Source organism: Aquibium oceanicum (assembly GCF_001889605.1).
Classification (GTDB): Bacteria; Pseudomonadota; Alphaproteobacteria; order Rhizobiales; family Rhizobiaceae; genus Aquibium; species Aquibium oceanicum.
In genome coordinates this window covers 4,019,252-4,036,715 of record NZ_CP018171.1, presented here as the reverse complement: position 1 = coordinate 4,036,715, position 17,464 = coordinate 4,019,252, and the positions used below count along the sequence as shown (strand labels likewise).

Annotated in this window: 14 protein-coding genes; 6 read left to right on the top strand and 8 right to left on the bottom strand. The window is 65.6% G+C overall.

Annotation, left to right across the window (positions count from 1 at the left end; genetic code table 11):
* Positions 1–8: 8 nt before the first annotated feature.
* Together BSQ44_RS19705 and katG are read right to left on the bottom strand one after the other, a co-directional pair.
* Complete coding sequence (locus BSQ44_RS19705; protein ID WP_072606820.1) at positions 9–1,298, bottom strand: RsmB/NOP family class I SAM-dependent RNA methyltransferase; 1,290 nt, start codon at positions 1,296–1,298, stop codon at positions 9–11.
* Positions 1,299–1,443: 145 nt separating this feature from the next.
* Positions 1,444–3,642: a catalase/peroxidase HPI gene (gene katG / locus BSQ44_RS19700; RefSeq protein ID WP_072606819.1), complete on the bottom strand. Its 2,199-nt coding sequence runs from the start codon at positions 3,640–3,642 to the stop codon at positions 1,444–1,446.
* 226 nt (positions 3,643–3,868) lie between these two features.
* On the opposite strand from katG, the gene BSQ44_RS19695 reads away from it, so the two are divergent.
* The gene (locus BSQ44_RS19695) at positions 3,869–4,810 is read left to right on the top strand and encodes a hydrogen peroxide-inducible genes activator (RefSeq protein WP_072606818.1); all 942 of its coding nucleotides are present in this window, start codon (positions 3,869–3,871) and stop codon (positions 4,808–4,810) included.
* A gap of 66 nt (positions 4,811–4,876) precedes the next feature.
* Entirely contained in the window at positions 4,877–6,025 is a 1,149-nt protein-coding gene (locus BSQ44_RS19690; protein WP_072606817.1) for a PQQ-dependent sugar dehydrogenase, read from the top strand.
* A 6-nt stretch (positions 6,026–6,031) separates the two neighbouring features.
* On the opposite strand, the gene BSQ44_RS19685 is transcribed toward BSQ44_RS19690, so the two are convergent.
* The 3 genes from BSQ44_RS19685 to mscL all read right to left on the bottom strand — a co-directional run bounded on the left by BSQ44_RS19685 (position 6,032) and on the right by mscL (position 8,622).
* Positions 6,032–6,442 (bottom strand): MAPEG family protein, encoded by a 411-nt coding sequence (locus BSQ44_RS19685; RefSeq protein ID WP_072606816.1) that lies wholly within the window; start codon positions 6,440–6,442, stop codon positions 6,032–6,034.
* 37 nt (positions 6,443–6,479) lie between these two features.
* The gene (gene guaA / locus BSQ44_RS19680; RefSeq protein ID WP_072606815.1) at positions 6,480–8,042 is read right to left on the bottom strand and encodes a glutamine-hydrolyzing GMP synthase; all 1,563 of its coding nucleotides are present in this window, start codon (positions 8,040–8,042) and stop codon (positions 6,480–6,482) included.
* Between the two features lie 133 nt (positions 8,043–8,175).
* Entirely contained in the window at positions 8,176–8,622 is a 447-nt protein-coding gene (gene mscL, locus BSQ44_RS19675) for a large conductance mechanosensitive channel protein MscL (RefSeq protein ID WP_072606814.1), read from the bottom strand.
* Positions 8,623–8,805: 183 nt separating this feature from the next.
* Here mscL and BSQ44_RS19670 point away from each other — a divergent pair, with 183 nt between their 5' ends.
* The gene (locus BSQ44_RS19670; protein ID WP_072606813.1) at positions 8,806–12,285 is read left to right on the top strand and encodes a PAS domain-containing hybrid sensor histidine kinase/response regulator; all 3,480 of its coding nucleotides are present in this window, start codon (positions 8,806–8,808) and stop codon (positions 12,283–12,285) included.
* A gap of 26 nt (positions 12,286–12,311) precedes the next feature.
* Here BSQ44_RS19670 and BSQ44_RS19665 read toward each other — a convergent pair whose 3' ends face one another.
* Complete coding sequence (locus tag BSQ44_RS19665; protein ID WP_072606812.1) at positions 12,312–12,974, bottom strand: response regulator transcription factor; 663 nt, start codon at positions 12,972–12,974, stop codon at positions 12,312–12,314.
* Between the two features lie 278 nt (positions 12,975–13,252).
* Here BSQ44_RS19665 and BSQ44_RS19660 point away from each other — a divergent pair, with 278 nt between their 5' ends.
* Positions 13,253–14,101, top strand: coding sequence for a thioesterase family protein (locus BSQ44_RS19660; protein ID WP_072606811.1), 849 nt, complete (start codon positions 13,253–13,255; stop codon positions 14,099–14,101).
* An 8-nt stretch (positions 14,102–14,109) separates the two neighbouring features.
* Here BSQ44_RS19660 and BSQ44_RS19655 read toward each other — a convergent pair whose 3' ends face one another.
* Positions 14,110–14,520, bottom strand: coding sequence for a DUF5320 domain-containing protein (locus BSQ44_RS19655; RefSeq protein ID WP_072606810.1), 411 nt, complete (start codon positions 14,518–14,520; stop codon positions 14,110–14,112).
* A gap of 110 nt (positions 14,521–14,630) precedes the next feature.
* Here BSQ44_RS19655 and BSQ44_RS19650 point away from each other — a divergent pair, with 110 nt between their 5' ends.
* A complete protein-coding gene (locus tag BSQ44_RS19650; RefSeq protein WP_072606809.1) occupies positions 14,631–14,978 on the top strand; it encodes a DUF952 domain-containing protein in 348 nt (115 codons plus the stop codon).
* Positions 14,978–16,060 (top strand): quinone-dependent dihydroorotate dehydrogenase, encoded by a 1,083-nt coding sequence (locus BSQ44_RS19645; RefSeq protein WP_072606808.1) that lies wholly within the window; start codon positions 14,978–14,980, stop codon positions 16,058–16,060. The genes BSQ44_RS19650 and BSQ44_RS19645 overlap by 1 nt, the downstream gene beginning before the upstream one ends.
* On the opposite strand, the gene BSQ44_RS19640 is transcribed toward BSQ44_RS19645, so the two are convergent.
* Positions 16,061–17,458, bottom strand: coding sequence for an MATE family efflux transporter (locus tag BSQ44_RS19640; RefSeq protein ID WP_072606807.1), 1,398 nt, complete (start codon positions 17,456–17,458; stop codon positions 16,061–16,063).
* Positions 17,459–17,464 lie beyond the last annotated feature (6 nt).

Here is a 17,464-nt window from a genome sequence, read left to right as displayed (position 1 = left end):
AGGAAGCCTCACGCCGCGCGCGACAGGACGGCAACATAGAACCCGTCGGTCCCGCTGTAAGCAGGCGTCAGGGAGATGCCCTTCGCGGGATCGATCCGCGCCGATCCGCTCTTCCCCTCGAAACGGCTTTCGAAGAGCTGCGCGTGGTCGACCGGGTTGAAACCCGGGTTCGCCGCGAGGAATGCATCGATCCGCTCGACGTTCTCCTGCGGGAAAATGGAACAGGTCACGTAGGCCAGACGGCCACCCGGACGCACGAACCGGCTCGCTTCGGCCAGGATCTTCTCCTGCTCGGCCATGCGGACTTCCAGCTGGCGGTCGGTAAGGCGCCATTTGGCGTCGGGACGCCGCCGCCACGTGCCTGATCCGGTGCAGGGTGCATCGACGAGGACCAGATCCATCCTTTTCTCGAGCGGTGCGAGTTCTTCCGGGCGCGGGACGACCTGAACGTTGCGAACGTCCGCGCGACGCAGCCGGTCGAAGATCGGAGAGAGACGCTGCTTTTCGGAATCGTGCGCAAAAACCTGGCCGCGGTTTTCCATCGCGGCGGAAAGGGCCAGCGTCTTGCCGCCGGCGCCGGCGCAATAGTCGAGCACCTGCAGGCCCGATTCGGCTCCCGCGAGGGCGGCGGCGATCTGGGAGCCTTCGTCCTGCACCTCCAGCCAACCCTTACGGAAAGCCGGCTCGGCCTGGACGTTGGGATGCCGGCCGCTGCCTTTGATCGGCGGAATGCGGATGCCATGGGGCGACATCGCGGTGGGCTCCGCATTCATGCCCGAGAGTTCGCGCAGCACCTTGTCCCTGTCGGCCTTCAGCGTGTTCACGCGCAGATCGAGCGGCGGGCGGGCCGAAAGCGCCATTCCTTCCGCGACCCAACCGGCTCCGAACCGTGCCTCCAGGAACGGAGCGCACCAGTCGGGCACGTCGGCGCGAACGGCCTCGGGCGCCTCTTCCAGGCGGTTGGCACCCAAGGCTCCGATTTCGTCGTCGGAAAGGAGGGGAGGGGCGAAGCGATCACCGGTCAGCGCCGCTTTGACTGTCTCCGGCGTCTCGCCCCATTCGAGGAAAAGCGCCCCGAACGCGGCCGCGCGCGGCTCGTCCGAACCGAAAAGGTATCCCGCCGAGCGTTTCCGCCGCAGCGCATCGTAGACGATGTTGCCGATCGCGGCCCGGTCGCCGGCGCCTGCGAAGCGGTGCGAAAGGCCCCAGTCCCGCAGCGCGTCGGCCGCGGGGCGATGCCTTGCCCGAATGTCTTCCAGAACTTCGATGGCCGCGGCCAGCCGTCCGCCAAGTCGCATTGCGGTTTCCCCGTGATCGGCTACCCGAGCGGCGGACTGGTAGACCGGGGCATCGCCAGAAACAAGCTATCGGGCAGTCGCTCCGGCGAAAAAAGAACGGGCGCGGATCGCTCCGCGCCCGTCCGGTCAGTGAAGAAAGGCTCTGCTAGGCGGCCTTCTTCTCGTAGACCAAGTCGAAGCGATCGGCGTTCATCACCTTGTTCCAGGCCGCCACGAAGTCCTTCACGAACTTCTCCCGCGAGTCGGCGCAGGCGTAGACCTCTGCGAAGGCGCGCAGCTGCGAGTGGGAACCGAAGATCAGGTCGACGCGGGTCGCGCGCCACTTCACCTCATTGGTCCTGCGGTCGTGGCCCTCATAGGTCCCATCGGCGAGCGCCTTCCATTCGGTATCCATGGTGAGCAGGTTCACGAAGAAGTCGTTCGTGAGCTTTCCGACCTCGCGGGTGAACACGCCGTGGTCGGATCCGCCGGCGTTGGCGCCGAGCACGCGCAGGCCGCCGAGCAGGACCGTCATCTCGGGGCCGGTCAGCGTCAGCAGCTGGGCCCGGTCGACCATGGCCTCCTCCGGCTGCATGAACTGCTTGCCGCTGAGGTAATTGCGGAAGGCGTCCGTGCGGGGCTCGAGCGCCCGGAAGGAGTCGATGTCGGTCTCTTCCTGCGAGGCGTCCATGCGGCCCGGCGTGAAGGGAACCGTCACGTCGACGCCGGCATCCCGGGCGGCCTTCTCGACAGCCGCGCAGCCCGCGAGAACGATGAGATCGGCGAGCGATACCTTCTTCCCGCCGGTCTGGGCGGCGTTGTACTCCGTCTGGATCGATTCGAGCTTCTCCAGCACCATGGACAACTGGACCGGATCGTTGACCTCCCAGTCCCTCTGCGGTGCGAGGCGGATGCGCGCGCCATTGGCGCCGCCGCGCTTGTCGGAGCGGCGGAAGGTCGAGGCCGATGCCCAAGCCGTCGAGACGAGTTCCGACACCGAAAGACCAGATGCCAGGACCTTCGCCTTCAGGTCGGCGACGTCCTGGTCGCCGACCAGTTCGTGGTCGACGTCGGGGATCGGATCCTGCCAGATCAGCGTCTCCTGCGGGACGAGCGGGCCGAGATAGCGCACCTTGGGTCCCATGTCGCGGTGCGTCAGCTTGAACCAGGCGCGGGCGAAGGCGTCGGCGAACTGGTCGGGGTTTTCGTAGAACCGGCGCGAGATCTTCTCGTATTCCGGGTCGAAGCGCAGCGACAGGTCGGTCGTCAGCATGGTCGGGCGGCGCTTCTTCGACGGATCATGCGCGTCGGGCACGTCCTCGGGCGCGTCCTTCGCCACCCACTGGTAGGCGCCGGCGGGGCTCTTGGTCAGTTCCCACGCGAACCTGAACAGGTTGTCGAAGAAGTGGTTGCTCCACTGCGTCGGCGTCTGCGACCAGGTGACTTCCGGGCCGCCGGTGATGGTGTCGGCACCGAAGCCGGTGCCGTGGCCGCTCTTCCAGCCGAGCCCCTGGTCCTCGATCGCCGAGCCTTCCGGATCGGCTCCGACCAGGGATGGATCGCCCGCGCCATGCGTCTTTCCGAGCGTGTGGCCGCCGGCGATCAGCGCGACGGTCTCCTCGTCGTTCATCGCCATGCGGTAGAAGGTCATCCGGATGTCCTTCGCCGCCGCGACGGGGTCGGGCTTGCCGTTAGGGCCTTCGGGGTTCACGTAGATCAGGCCCATCTGCACCGCCGCGAGCGGGTCGTTCAACTGACGCTCGCCGCTGTAGCGCGAATCGCCGAGCCAGGTGCCTTCCGGCCCCCAGTAGAGTTCTTCCGGCTCCCACACGTCGGCGCGTCCTCCGGCGAAGCCGAAGGTCTTGAAGCCCATCGTCTCCAGCGCGACGTTGCCGGTAAGCACCATCAGGTCGGCCCAGGAGAGCTTGCGGCCGTACTTCTGCTTGATCGGCCAGATGAGCCGGCGCGCCTTGTCGAGATTGGCGTTGTCGGGCCAGGAATTGAGCGGCGCGAAGCGCTGCTGGCCCGCTCCCGCGCCGCCGCGGCCGTCGGTGATGCGGTAGGTGCCTGCGCTATGCCAGGCCATGCGAATGAAAAGACCGCCATAGTGCCCGAAGTCGGCCGGCCACCAGTCCTGCGAATCGGTCATGACCTTGCGCAGATCCTCGATCACGGCATTCAGATCGAGGGTCTTGAACTCCTCGGCATAGTCGAACGCCTCGCCCATCGGATCGGACAGGCTGGAGTTGCGGTGGAGCATCTCGATGTCGAGCTGTTCGGGCCACCAGTCGCGGTTCCTGTGTCCGCGACTGCCGCCGCCGGTGAACGGGCACTTGCCCGCGCCTTCTTCAGTTCTTGCGTCCATGTCTGTCTCCCTGGTGTCGTGCGGTTCCGTCCGGACGTGATCCGTGGCGGTCCCGGTGGACCGCGTCTTTTCCGTTCCCGTGGCTCGGACTGCCTCCTTGGCGGGCGCCCCGAAAATACCTCGGGCCGGTGAGTCCTCGATCCATCAGTTTGGAACGTTTCCAAACTAGCGATTTTGCCCCATAGAAACAAATTGAGTTTTCTATCGCTTGCGATAGGAGTTGGTTATGATCCGCCTGTCTGTCCGCCAGATGGAATATTTCGACGCGCTCGCCGAGACACTGCATTTCGGACGCGCGGCGGCACTCGTCGGTGTCACGCAGCCCGCGCTGTCGGCACAGATCGCGGAAATGGAGGAACGCCTCGGCTGCCGTCTCTTCGAGCGGGGCCAGCGCAACGTGAAGATAACCGAGGAGGCGCGGCTCCTGCGACCGCGCATCGAACGCATCCTGGCAGAAATCCGCGACGTGGAGGCGATAGCCAGGCGCGGGCGGCGGCCCATGCAGGGACGCTTTCGTCTTGGCATGATTCCCACGATCGCGCCTTACCTTTTGCCGCGCATCCTGCCGCAGGTGAAGGGACGTTTTCCGGAACTCAACCTCGAACTGCGCGAGGCGGTGACGGGCACGCTGGTCGAGGAGACGATGCGCGGCCGGCTCGACGCCCTGCTCGCGGCCGTTCCGATCGAGGAGGACGGATTGCGGGTCGAACCGCTGTTCGAGGACCGGTTCCTCTTGGCGGTTCCGTCGGACGATCCCGAATTCGTCTCGCCCCCGGTTCCGCCCGAGAGCCCGGCGCTGGAGCGCCTGATGCTGTTGGAGGAGGGGCACTGCCTGCGCGAGCAGGCGCTTGCCGTGTGCGGTTCCGTCAAGCCTGTCTCCATGGCGAGCTACGGCGCGACCAGCCTGACGACGCTGTTCCAGATGGTCTCGCACGGTCTCGGTATAACCCTCATACCCGAGATGGCGATCACGGCTGGCGGCGAGACCCGCGACATGAAGGTTGTCCCCTTCGCGGACCCCCAGCCCTCACGAACGATCTGCCTGGCGTGGCGCAGGAACAGCCCGCGCAACGACGAATGCCGGATGATCGCCCAGCTGATCAGGGAGGCCGGCAGCAGCGGGATGGCCGAAGCGCTCCATGCGGCCGAGGCGCTCACGCAGGCGTGAAAGGACCATCCTCGCGCACGCCCTATGTGACCTCCTGACACGAATACAGTCAGGAGGCTTCATTTCATGCGGATACGACCCCTAGCCATCGCCGCGCTGGCGGCGCCCCTCGTCGCTTCGAACGTTTGGGCGCAGGGCGCCACGGTGACCGGCGATGCCGGCACCACGCTTTCCGTCGCGCCGGTGACCGATTTCAACGAGCCGTGGGCGATGACCTTCCTGCCGGACGGAAACCTGCTCGTCACCGAGAAATCCGGCGTCCTGCTCATCGTCTCGCAGGACGGCGAGAAGACTGAGGTTTCGGGCGTACCGGAGGTCGCATATGGCGGCCAGGGCGGCTTGGGCGATGTCGTCCTGCACCCGGATTTTTCCGAAAACAACCGTATCTACATCTCCTTTGCCGAACCGGGCGAGGGGAATACGCGGGGCGCCGCGGTGGCGAGCGCAACGCTCGTTCAGCAGGAAGATTCGGCGTCGCTCGAAGACGTCGATGTGATCTGGCGGCAGCAGCCGAAAGTCACCGGGGAAGGGCACTACTCTCACCGCATCGCGTTCGCGCCCGACGGCGAGCACCTGTTCATCACGTCCGGCGAGCGCCAGAAGCAGACGCCGGCGCAGGACATGGACGTCAATCTCGGCAAGATCATCCGCTTGAACCCAGACGGTTCGGTGCCGCAGGACAACCCGTTCCAGGATCAGGGCGAGCTTGCCAAGACTTTCTGGAGTGTCGGCCATCGCAACATGCTGGGCATCGCCTTCGACGGGCAGGGCAGGCTATGGGCGCACGAAATGGGGCCGCGCGGCGGCGACGAGCTCAACCTGGTCGAGCGCGGCGAGAACTACGGATGGCCGGTCGTCTCGAATGGACGCAACTACGGCGGCAGCGACATTCCCGACCATCCGACCCGACCGGAATTCGAGGCGCCGGAAGCCTTCTGGAACCCGGTGATCTCGCCCGCGGGGCTCGTTATCTACTCGGGCGACGTCTTCCCCGAATGGCAGGGTGACGCGCTGATCGGCGGCCTGAGTGGCCGCGCCATCATCCATGCCGAACTGGGCGAGCAGGAGGACGGCACCCTTGCGGCTGAGGCGGAGCGCTTCGATATGGGCGCGCGCATCCGCGAGGTCGAGCAGGGTCCTGACGGTGCGCTCTGGGCGCTGGAGGACCGCGCCGGCGGCCGGCTTCTGAAGCTGATGCCCGCCGACGCCGACTGAGGCTGGTCAGAGGATGTGGATCGCGAGCGCGATCCACATCGCACCCAGCGCCAGGAAACCGAGCGTGAACGCCGGCTGGCGCAACCGGATGCGGTTGCTGGTGACGTGGATCACGGCGTGGACGTAGCGCGACAACACGAAAAGCCACGCGAGGACCACCGCGACGGTGCCCGCGCCTGCCGTCGCGTAGAGCGCGAGACAGCAGACGTGGAACAGGACCGGCAGCTCGAACTGGTTGGCGAGGTTGTTGCGAACGAACAGGCTCTGCGGGGGCTCGTCACGGTTTTCTCGAAACTGCGACACCTTCGCGCTGCCTGACCTGACGGCCGCCATGCGGCGCAGGAACATCATGAAGTAGACGCCGTAGACCAGCGCCACATGGGCGATCATCGGCCAGAAGATGGCGGTCTGGTTCATGCGGCTGCGGCCTTTCGGAGCGCTGGTTCGGGAGCGGCTACTCCCACTCGATCGTGCCCGGCGGTTTGCTGGTCACGTCGTAGACGACGCGGTTGATGCCGCGGACCTCGTTGATGATGCGGGTGGCGGCGCGCCCGAGGAATTCCATGTCGTAGTGGTAGAAGTCGGCGGTCATACCGTCGACGGAGGTAACCGCTCGCAGCGCGCAGACGAATTCGTAGGTGCGGCCGTCGCCCATCACGCCGACCGTCTGGACGGGCAGGAGTACCGCGAAGGCCTGCCAGATGGCGTCGTAGAGGCCCGCCTTCCGAATCTCGTCGAGATAGATCGCGTCCGCCTCGCGCAGGATCTCGAGCTTCTCGCGCGTGATGCCGCCGGGACAACGGATCGCCAGGCCGGGACCGGGGAACGGGTGTCGCCCGATGAAGCTCTCGGGCAGGCCGAGTTCCTTGCCCAGGATGCGAACCTCGTCCTTGAAGAGTTCGCGTAGCGGCTCGACCAGCTTCATGTTCATTCGCGCGGGAAGGCCGCCCACATTGTGATGCGACTTGATGGTCACCGACGGGCCACCCGAGAAGGAGACGCTTTCGATCACGTCGGGGTAGAGCGTGCCCTGTGCGAGGAAATCGGCGCCGCCGAGCTTCTTGGCCTCCTCCTCGAAGACCTCGATGAACAGGCGCCCGATCGTCTTGCGCTTCTTTTCCGGATCGCTCTCGCCTTCCAGCGCGCCGATGAAGCGGTCCGAGGCGTCCACCAGGATCAGCGGCAAGTTGTAGTGCTGCCGGAACATCTCGACGACCTGCTGCGCCTCGTTCTTTCGCATCAGGCCGTGGTCGACGAGAATGCAGGTCAGCCGCTCGCCGATCGCCTCGTGGATGAGCAGCGCCGCGACGGAGGAATCGACGCCGCCCGAGAGCGCGCAGATGACCTTTCCGTCGCCGACCTTCTCCCGGATCGCCTCGATGGCCTGTTCGCGATAGGCGGCCATGGTCCAGTCGCCCTTCAGACCGGCGACGCCGTGGACGAAGTTGGAAAGCAACCTGGCGCCATCGGGTGTGTGGACCACTTCCGGATGGAACATGATGCCGTACATGCGCCGGTCCGTATCGCCGAAGACAGCGAAGGGCGCGCCGTCAGAGCGCGCCAGGATCTCGAAGCCCTCGGGCAGCGCGATGACCCGGTCGCCGTGGCTCATCCACACCTGGTGGCGCTGGCCGGGCGCCCACATGCCGTCGAAAAGCGGGCATTCCTTCTCGATCTCGACGAAGGCGCGGCCGAATTCGCGATGGGGCGAGCTCTCGGCCCTGCCGCCCATCTGGACGCAGAGCGTCATCTGTCCGTAGCAGATGCCGAGGACCGGAACGCCGGAATCGAAGACGATCTGCGGGGCACGCGGGCTGCCGGCCTCGCTGGTCGAGGCGGGGCCGCCAGACAGGATCACCGCCTTCGGCTCGATCCGGTGGAATGCCTCCTCCGCCGACTGGAACGGCACGATCTCCGAATAGACGCCGGATTCGCGCACCCGCCGCGCGATCAGCTGCGTGAACTGGCTGCCGAAGTCGATGATGAGGACGGTGTCGGGATGGGCGGTGGTGTTCATGTCGAGCGCATAGAGAAACGGCTGCCAATAGGCAAGTCTCGCCGCCGCCGCAGGGCCCTGCTCAACAGGAAATTGCTCGCAGTCCCGTCCGGAACCGCGAGCGCTTGAGAGCCAGTCTCGATCGCCGGGAGCGTCAGACCGCCCGCGGTGGCTCGTTGCCCTTGGCGAGCAGGTCGCGGATTTCGGTCAGGAGCAGGATGTCGGCCGGCGGCGGGGCAGGCTGCGCAGGCGTCGTCTGCGGCTCGTCCATGCGGCGGCGAAGGCTGTTCACGGCCTTGATCATCATGAAGATGATCCAGGCCAGGATCAGGAAGTTGATGATCACGGTGATGAAGTTGCCGTAGGCAAACACCGCGCCCTGTTCCCGGGCCGCTTCCAGCGTCGTGGCGGTGATGCCGGATGCCAGGGGAATGAAATAGTTCGAGAAGTCGACGCCGCCGAAGATCGCCCCGACGATCGGCATGATGACGTCGTCCGTCAGCGACTTGACGATCAGACCGAAGGCGCCGCCGATGATGACGCCGACGGCGAGATCGATGACGTTTCCCTTCGAGATGAATTCCCTGAATTCCTTCAACATTGGACCCTCTCCCTCATGAGCGGGATCGCAGACGCGCGAATCCCCGACTGACCGCCTATCATACGTTAATCTGCGGTCGTTGGATTCATACACAGCAGGCTTCGCGGTGGGAATCCGTCGGGTCGCGCAGTTTGCATTTTGTGGCGGGTTCGATGAAACATCGGCCCCGGGAGGAACCGGCTCATGCACGGCTGGGTCGTCGTCATCATCGCCGTCGCCTACGTGACGCTGCTCTTCGCCATCGCGAGCATCGGCGACCGTCGCGCCGCGCGCCTGCCGCCGGGACGGCCGCGGCCGTGGATATACGCGCTCAGCCTCGCGATTTACTGTACGTCCTGGACCTTCTTCGGTTCGGTCGGCCTGGCTTCCGAGCGCGGTCTCGAATTCATCGCGATCTATATCGGTCCCGTGTTGGTGTTCCTCTTCGGCTACCAGCTGTTGAACCGCATCATCCGGCTCTCGAAAGCAGAGAAGATCACCTCCATCGCCGACTTCCTGGCGGCACGGTACGGTAAGAGCTTCGCAGTCGCATCCATCGCGACGATCATCGCGACGATCGGCGCCATTCCCTACATCGCGCTGCAACTGAAATCGATATCGGGTTCGGTGAGCCTGATGGTTGAGCACTACAACGGCGCGCCGCCGTCGATCGATCTGGTCATCGGGGACATCTCGCTGCTCGTCGCCGTGCTTCTTGCATTGTTCGCGGTGCTCTTCGGTACGCGCCACGCCGATGCGACGGAGCACCAGGACGGGCTCATTCTGGCAGTCGCGGTCGAATCGGTGGTCAAGCTGGCCGCATTCCTTGCGGTCGGCGTGACCGTCGTCTTCTTCCTCTTCGACGGTCCCGCCAATCTGATATCGGCGGTCGAGACGAACCTCGAAGTGGCCGCGGCATCGGCCTATCCGACCTCCTTCGCGACATGGTTCGTCGTGACCTGCCTCAGCGGCTTCGCGATCATCATGCTGCCGCGCCAGTTCTACGTCATGATCGTGGAGAACCGGGCGGCATCGGAACTGCGCACGGCGACCTGGGTCTTCCCCGCCTATCTCGTGCTGATCAATCTCTTCGTCATCCCGATCGCCTTCGCGGGGCTGGTCAGCGTCGGCGGCCAGACGAGCGCCGATCTCTATGTATTGTCGCTGCCGCTGCTCACCGGACATGACCTGCTCGCCGTCGCCGCATTCATCGGCGGCCTGTCCGCTGCGACCGCGATGGTGATCGTGGCGAGCGTGGCGCTCTCCATCATGATCTCCAACGACCTCGTGATCCCGCTGCTCTTCCGGCGCCTGCTCAGCGCGGGACGCAGCGAGCACGAGAACTGGGCGAAGGTGATCATGAACGTGCGCCGCGCCGCGATCTTCATGATCCTGTTCGCGGCCTTCCTCTACTATCGCGAATCGACCCACAACGCGCGCCTCGCCGCGATCGGCCTGATGTCCTTCGCTGCGATCGCGCAGTTCGCGCCGTCATTCTTCGGCGGTCTGGTATGGCGGCGGGCGAACGCGCGCGGCGCGATCATCGGGATGACGGCGGGCATCCTGACATGGGGCTACACGCTCCTGCTTCCCTCGCTGGCGCCGGCCGATATGGCCTTCATCGTCCACGGCCCGCTTGGCTTGGAAGCGCTGCGGCCACAGGCACTGTTCGGCGTCGTGGCGGAACCGCTCAATCACGGCGTCTTCTGGAGCCTGCTCCTCAACACCGCCGGGTTCGTGCTGGGGTCGCTGTCGCGGGCCGCTTCGCCGCTGGAGCGCATCCAGGCCTCGATTTTCGTGCCGCGCGAGGTCAGCCCGATGCCGAGCCTGCGTCGGTTCCGCACCGCCGTCACGGTCGACGACCTCAAGGATACGATATCGCGCTATCTCGGCGCCGAACGGACAGAACGATCCTTCGAGACGTTCGGGCGCAATTCCGGGCAGCGGATCGACGGGAGCGTGCCGGCGGACATGAATGTTATCCGCTTTTCCGAGCAGCTGCTGGCAAGTGCGGTCGGCTCCTCCTCGGCGCGGCTGATCCTCTCCCTGCTGATGCAGCGGCGCGATTCGACCGTCAAGGACGCGTTCAAGCTGCTCGACGACGCCTCGGAGGCGCTCCAGCACAACCGCGATCTGCTTCAGACAGCGCTCGACCAGATGGAACAGGGGGTCACCGTTTTCGATCAGGACTTCAGATTGATCTGCTGGAACCGGCAGTTCCGGCTGCTCTTCGAGCTGCCGGACGAACTCGGCCAGGTGGGTGTCTCGCTCGGCCAGGTGCTCGAACATCTGGCTCGGCGCGGCGACATCGCCCACGGCGCTGAAGGGATGGCGCTGGAGCGGCTCAACACCTTCGGCCATCCGTGGCAGATCGAGCTTGCCGCCAGCGGACGGATCATCGAGGTGCGCTCCAACCCCATGCCGGACGGCGGCATCGTGGCGACCTATGCCGACATCACCGCCCGCGTGCGCGCCGATCTCGCCCTGAAGAGCGCCAACGAGACGCTCGAGCAGCGCGTCGCACGCCGCACGGCCGAACTCATGCAGGTCAACGAGGAACTCGCCCAGGCGCAGATGCTTGCCGAGGAGGCCAATCTAGGCAAAACGAAGTTCCTCGCCGCGGCCGGGCACGACATCCTCCAGCCGCTCAACGCTGCACGGCTCTACTGTTCCTCGCTCCTGGAACAGGCCGGCAAGGGGTCGATCGGATCTGCGGCGACCAACATCGAATCGGCCCTCGAATCGGTCGAGATGATCCTCGGAGCGGTGCTCGACATCTCGCGGCTTGACGCCGGCGCGATGAAGCCGTCGGTGACGTCGTTCCGGCTTGACACGCTGTTTCGCCAGATTGCCAACGACTTCCTGCCGATGGCGCGGGAAAAGGGTCTCGAACTCAAGGTGGTGCCCTGTTCGCTGACCGTCTCGACAGACCGCAACCTCCTGCGCCGCCTGACGCAAAACCTCGTCTCGAACGCGATCAAGTATACCCGCCGGGGAACGGTGCTGGTCGGCGCGCGCCGCCGAGGAGATCTCGTCGAGATCCAGGTGCTCGACACGGGCATCGGTATCGCCCCCGGCGAGCTGAACACCGTGTTCCGGGAGTTCACGCGCCTTGACGAGGGTGTCCGGGAGGCTCAGGGGCTGGGGCTGGGACTATCGATCGTCGACCGCATCGCCCGCGTCCTGCGGCTGGAAATACGTATCTCTTCCTACAAGGACCGTGGAACACGGTTTTCCGTGATCTTGCCCGTCGCGGAGCCGCTCGACCAGGAGGCGACCGTGACCGCGATCGGTTCGGCGGCCGCGGGACGATCACTCGACGGATTGAAGGTGATGTGCATCGACAATGACGAGCGCATCCTCGACGGAATGCGCCTGCTGCTTGAAGGCTGGGGCTGCCGCGTCGCGACCTTCGCAGGACTGCCGGAAACGGCCGAAGGGGCGCCGGACGTGATCGTGGCCGACTACCACCTCGACGGGGACGACGGTCTGCACGTGATCCGCGGCCTGCGCGATCGGTTCGGGGAGGGGATGCCTGCGGTGCTTCTGACCGCCGACCGGTCTACGGAGGTGCGTGAGAAGGCAAGCGCGATGGACGTGCCGATCCTCAACAAGCCGGTGAAGCCGGCAGCTCTTCGCGCGGTGCTGATGCGAAGCCGCAAGCTCTCGCCGGCGGCCGAATGAAGACACGCGCGTAGAGATCGGCCCGGTCAGGAACCCGAGACCTGCAGCGCGTCCGAACCGATGCGCTGCAGCTGGATGACCGCCTGCGTGCGGCTGTCGACGTTGAGCTTCTGCAGCACGGCCGAGACGTGCGCCTTGATCGTCGCTTCGGAGACGCTGAGCTCGAAGGCGATCTGCTTGTTCAGAAGACCCTCGGCGATCATGCTAAGCACGCGAGCCTGCTGCGGGGTCAGGGTCTGCAGACGCTGGATCAGGTCCGAAATCTCCGGGTCCATTTCCGTTCCGAGATCGACATCCGATGGAATCCAGAGGCCGCCGGCCAGCACCGTCTCCACCGCCTTCCGGATCTCGTCCATGCTGGCGGACTTCGAGATGAAACCCGAGGCACCGAGATCGATCGCGCGGCGGATGGTCTCCACATCGTCCCGCGCCGAAACGACCATGACCGGTGCGGTGGAATTGATGGCACGCAGGGCGACGAGGCCAGAGAGGCCGCTGGCGCCGGGCATCGTCAGGTCGAGCAGCACGAGATCGATGTCGTCGGTGTCCGATACGATTTTCTTGGTCTCGGCGAAGGTGCCGGCCTCGAGGATGGTCGCATTGTCCACCGCGCTCGCAAGCGTCTGCCTGAGAGCGCCGCGAAACAGCGGGTGATCGTCCGCGACGACGAATTTCAACTCCGGTGCCAAAGGCGCCCTCCCTTGCCCGGCTCCGACTCTTCTCGCATGCTGGTCGGATGACGGGAAGGTGATTATGCGGGCTCCCCCGGCGAATTCAAGCGGATAGGCCGCGCCGATCCTTATGGATGCACGGAACATGCGGCAGGGGGCGGAACGGAACGCGTTCTTCGGGACCGGACGGCCAGTCGCCATTGCCGGAGATGCAAGGCCCCGTTTTCCCTTCCGCTTTCATGCGTTCATTCTGATAAGAAGCCACCCGGAACAAAGGCGGGAATCGGGGGAAGGGAATGCAGGGGCAGCGATCCGGCGAGGGCGCATCTGGAGTGGCACCGTTTGCCGAGACGCACCGCTCGTTCGTCAACACATGGGAATGCGACGACAATGCGCATCTCAACGTCCAGTTCTACTTCAAGCGGTTCGACGAGGCGGCGCGGCTCTTCGCCGGCATGCGCGGCGGGCGGATCGACGGACCACTGCCACGGACGCGCCATGTGCGATACCATTCCGAACTGCATGCGGGCGCAATCACGCGCACGCGCTCGGGCGTCATCGCGGATGGGCCTTTCGAGGGTCATACCGTCCATCTCATCGACAATCTTGTGGCCGGGAAGCTGGCGGCCTCGGCGATCGATGCGCCAGGCGAGATCTCTTCGCACGACTTCCTGGTGCCGGCCGAGGCGGTCCAGAATGCAATTCCGCGCGGCGTGGACGCTGTCCCGGCGACGCCGATGACGGGTGAGGAGATGCTGGCGCGGGGCGGGCTGATCTCGCAGCGTACGATCGTGGCGCCGGCGGAGTGCGACGCGGCGGGCGACTTCATGGAACAGCTCTATGTCGGCCGGTTCACGGACGCGGCTCCGCATGTCTGGGAGCAAGCGGGCGTTGGGATCGCGCTCATTCAGGAACGCAAGCTCGGCCGGGTCGCGCTCGAGATGAAGATTACCCACCACACCCCGGCGCGGGCCGGCGAAGGGCTCGTGCTCTACTCGCTGCCGTCACGCTCGGGAGGCAAGACGCTCCATCTGCGTCACGAACTCGTACGCCTCGGCGACGAAGAGCCGCTCGTGACGGGGGAAGTGGTTGCCGTCCTCCTCGACCTTGCGACACGGCGGACCGTGGCGATGCCGTCCGAATGAGGAATGGATCAGGTGCGCTCCGGCGCGGGCCTTTCCTCACGTTCGAACTCCTTGACGATCCCCATGAAGCTGCGGAAGAAGCGCTCCATGTAGCCCAGTGACTTCTCGAACTCGTCCTCGGAGGGCAGCCCGCCGACGGCGTCCTGTCGCCCAGTTTCGATCGCAGCCAGCCGTTTTTCCAGTGCATCGAGCCGATCCTGAAGATCGTCCATTTCCTGCTGGAGCGCCTCGCGTTCATCGGCGGCGAGCTTGCAGACCAACTGGCCGGCTCTCTCGGTGCAAATCGACATCTCGCCGGTGCGGTTGTCCATCCGGACATAGCCCTCGTCGGTCTGTCTCAGCGTGTATCGGCCGTCGTCTTGGGCCTGCGCGCCGGCCGTTCCCAGCGCCAGCATCGATGCAATCACAATCGTGCGCATGAAGTCCTCCTGTTGCCCGTTACAATCATGCACGGGGAATGCGCCGGAAATGGGTTGGCGCGGCGGTCCCGGCCATTCCCTCGTCGGTAAAATGCTTCTATAGGGCGGCCATGACCGAACCAATCTACAAGATCTGCCCATCCGCCATGTGGCGCGAAGCCGAACGCAATGGCGTGTTCTCCGGAGCGCCGATCGACCTGGCCGACGGCTACATCCATTTCTCGACGGCAAAGCAGGCCGTGGAGACTGCGGCCAAGCATTTTGCCGGACAGGACGACCTTGTCCTCGTTGCCGTCGATCCGGACGGGTTGGGCGAACAACTCAAGTACGAGGTTTCGCGCGGAGGCGCGCTGTTTCCTCATCTCTACGCCACGCTTTCCACAAGCGACGTTCTGTGGGTGAAGCCGCTGCCGCTCGGATCCGACGGGCGCCACGTCTTCCCGGAACTCGCCGCGTGATGGACCTGCTCGGCGCCGCGGGGCGGCGGGCGCTCTTCGCCTTCGATCCAGAAACCGCGCACGGACTGTCGATCGCCGCTTTGAAGACCGGACTGCCGCTTGGTCGCGGCGCCGGGCCCGATCCGAGGCTCGCCGTACGGTTTGGCGGTCTGGAGTTTCCCAATCCGCTGGGCATGGCCGCCGGCTACGACAAGAACGCTGAAGTGCCCGATGCCCTGCTTGGACTGGGCTTCGGATTCGCGGAAGTCGGGACGGTCACGCCTCTGCCGCAGCCCGGCAACCCCCGGCCGCGCATTTTCCGCCTGACGCGCGATCAGGCTGTCGTCAACCGGCTCGGTTTCAACAACGAGGGCCACGAGGCGGCATTCCGGCGGCTCTCGTCGCGTCGGCGCAACACGGGGATCATCGGGGTCAACATCGGCGCGAACAAGGATGCCGCCGACCGCATCGCCGACTATGTCGCCGGGGTCTCGCGCTTCGCCCCGCTTTCGTCCTATCTGACGGTCAACATCTCCTCGCCCAATACGCCGGGCCTGCGCAACCTGCAGGGACGGGAACAGCTTGCCGAACTCCTTTCGCGCGTCGCGGAAGCGCGCCGGTCGTCGGCCGCCCCGTCCGTCCCGATCCTTCTGAAGATCGCGCCCGACCTGCACGAGGGCGACCTCGACGACATCGCCGCCGAGGTGGAAGCGCACGGGATCGACGGCATCATCGTGTCGAACACCACTCTTTCCAGGGAAGGGCTGCGTCCGGACGCGCAGGCGAATGAAACGGGGGGATTATCGGGAAAGCCCCTGTTCGGCCGCTCGACAGCGGTGCTTGCCCGCATGCGCAGGCGCGTGGGACCGCGAACCATCCTGGTCGGCGTCGGCGGCGTGGATACGGCCGAGGCGGCGCTGGAGAAGATCCGGGCGGGCGCCGATCTCGTCCAGCTCTACACCGCTATGATCTATGCCGGGCCATCGTTGCCCGGGCGGATCGTCAGGGGGCTGTCGGCCTTCTGCGATCGGGAGGGGTTCACCTCGATTGGCGAAATCCGCGACAGCCGGCTCGACCACTGGGCGGCGCAGCCGATCGGCTGATCAGCGGGGCTCCACGCCCGGGACCGGTTTGGCCGCGAAGGTCTCGCGCATGCGGAACGGCAGGATCGCCGTGAGGCTCAATCCCCGCGCGATGAGGAAGACGTGCAGCGCCGCCCACAGTCCGGTGTTGCCGTAGAGTGCGCTCAGCCCGAAGAGGGCAGCTATGTAGAGCACGAAGGACAGCAGCATCATGTTGCGCATGTCGCGTGACCAGGTCGCGCCGATGTAGACGCCGTCCATCTGGAACGCGAGGACACCCGAGACGGCAGTCAGCGCCGCCCAGGGCAGGAAGGCGGCCGCCTGCTCTCGCACGTCTGCCGCGGTGGTGATGAACGCCACCAGCTGATTGCCGAACATCAGGACGATCGCCGCGACGAGCCCCGACAGGGCAAAACCCCAGAATGAACTAAGCCTGACGCTGTCGGCGAAGGACTTGCGCTGGCCGGCGCCCACGGCGCGTCCGGCAAGCTGCTCCGCGGCGGTCGCGAAGCCATCGAGGAAATAGCCTGCCACGAGGAAGAAGTTCATCAGCACGGCGTTGGCCGCGAGCGTCAGTGTGCCGAGCTGGGCGCCTTGACGGGTAAAAAGCGCGAAGGCGAAGAGAAGGACGAAGGAACGGATCATGATGTCGCGGTTCACCGCGAGCATGCGCCGAAGCGCCGCGCCGTCCAGAAGCTCGGCGAGCGGCAGTTTGGGCAGCTTGCCGAAACGCTTCAGCACGATTGTCAGGCCGACGATGCAGGCTATGAGCTCGGCCCAGACGGTGCCCCATGCGACGCCCTGGAGGCCCCACCCGAGCACCAGCCCGAGCCAGATGGAGATGGCGATGTTGGCGCCGTTCAACAGGATCTGGAGGAACAGGCCGAGCATGCCCTCGCCGCGCCCGAGCACGTAGCCCAGGATGGCGTAGTTGGCGAGCGCAAAGGGCGCGCAGATGAGGCGGATGATGACGTAGCCCTTCATCGCCTCGGTCACGGCGGGTCCGCCGTCCATGAAAAGGGCTCCGATCCAGGCGATCAGGGGACCGGCAAGGGCCAGAACGATGCCGATGGCGACCGAGACCGCGAAGGCGCGCCAGAACCACGCCTGCTCGGCCCGTCCGTCGCCGCGCCCGAACGCCTGCGCCACGAGACCTGTCGTGCCAGAGCGCAGGAAGTTGAAGGTGGCGAAGACGAGGTCGAAGACGATCGCGCCGGCCGCCAGTCCGCCAAGCAGGGCGGCGTCGCCGAACTGGCCTACCACCGCGGTATCGGTAATGCCGAGCAGCGGCGTCGTCAGGTAGGCGAGCGTCATCGGAACCGCGATCGAGAGCACGAGCCGATGCGTCACCACGAATGGCCGGCCCTCTCGGGGGACAGTCTCAACGTCGAGCGGTTGCTTGTGGAGAGCGTCTTCCATCCAGGT

Coding starts and splice junctions, on each gene's coding strand:
- BSQ44_RS19705 (WP_072606820.1), bottom strand. CDS start 1,298: ATGCGACTTGGCGGACGGCTGGCCGCGGCCATCGAAGTTCTGGAAGAC.
- katG (WP_072606819.1), bottom strand. CDS start 3,642: ATGGACGCAAGAACTGAAGAAGGCGCGGGCAAGTGCCCGTTCACCGGC.
- BSQ44_RS19695 (WP_072606818.1), top strand. CDS start 3,869: ATGATCCGCCTGTCTGTCCGCCAGATGGAATATTTCGACGCGCTCGCC.
- BSQ44_RS19690 (WP_072606817.1), top strand. CDS start 4,877: ATGCGGATACGACCCCTAGCCATCGCCGCGCTGGCGGCGCCCCTCGTC.
- BSQ44_RS19685 (WP_072606816.1), bottom strand. CDS start 6,442: ATGAACCAGACCGCCATCTTCTGGCCGATGATCGCCCATGTGGCGCTG.
- guaA (WP_072606815.1), bottom strand. CDS start 8,042: ATGAACACCACCGCCCATCCCGACACCGTCCTCATCATCGACTTCGGC.
- mscL (WP_072606814.1), bottom strand. CDS start 8,622: ATGTTGAAGGAATTCAGGGAATTCATCTCGAAGGGAAACGTCATCGAT.
- BSQ44_RS19670 (WP_072606813.1), top strand. CDS start 8,806: ATGCACGGCTGGGTCGTCGTCATCATCGCCGTCGCCTACGTGACGCTG.
- BSQ44_RS19660 (WP_072606811.1), top strand. CDS start 13,253: ATGCAGGGGCAGCGATCCGGCGAGGGCGCATCTGGAGTGGCACCGTTT.
- BSQ44_RS19655 (WP_072606810.1), bottom strand. CDS start 14,520: ATGCGCACGATTGTGATTGCATCGATGCTGGCGCTGGGAACGGCCGGC.
- BSQ44_RS19650 (WP_072606809.1), top strand. CDS start 14,631: ATGACCGAACCAATCTACAAGATCTGCCCATCCGCCATGTGGCGCGAA.
- BSQ44_RS19645 (WP_072606808.1), top strand. CDS start 14,978: ATGGACCTGCTCGGCGCCGCGGGGCGGCGGGCGCTCTTCGCCTTCGAT.
- BSQ44_RS19640 (WP_072606807.1), bottom strand. CDS start 17,458: ATGGAAGACGCTCTCCACAAGCAACCGCTCGACGTTGAGACTGTCCCC.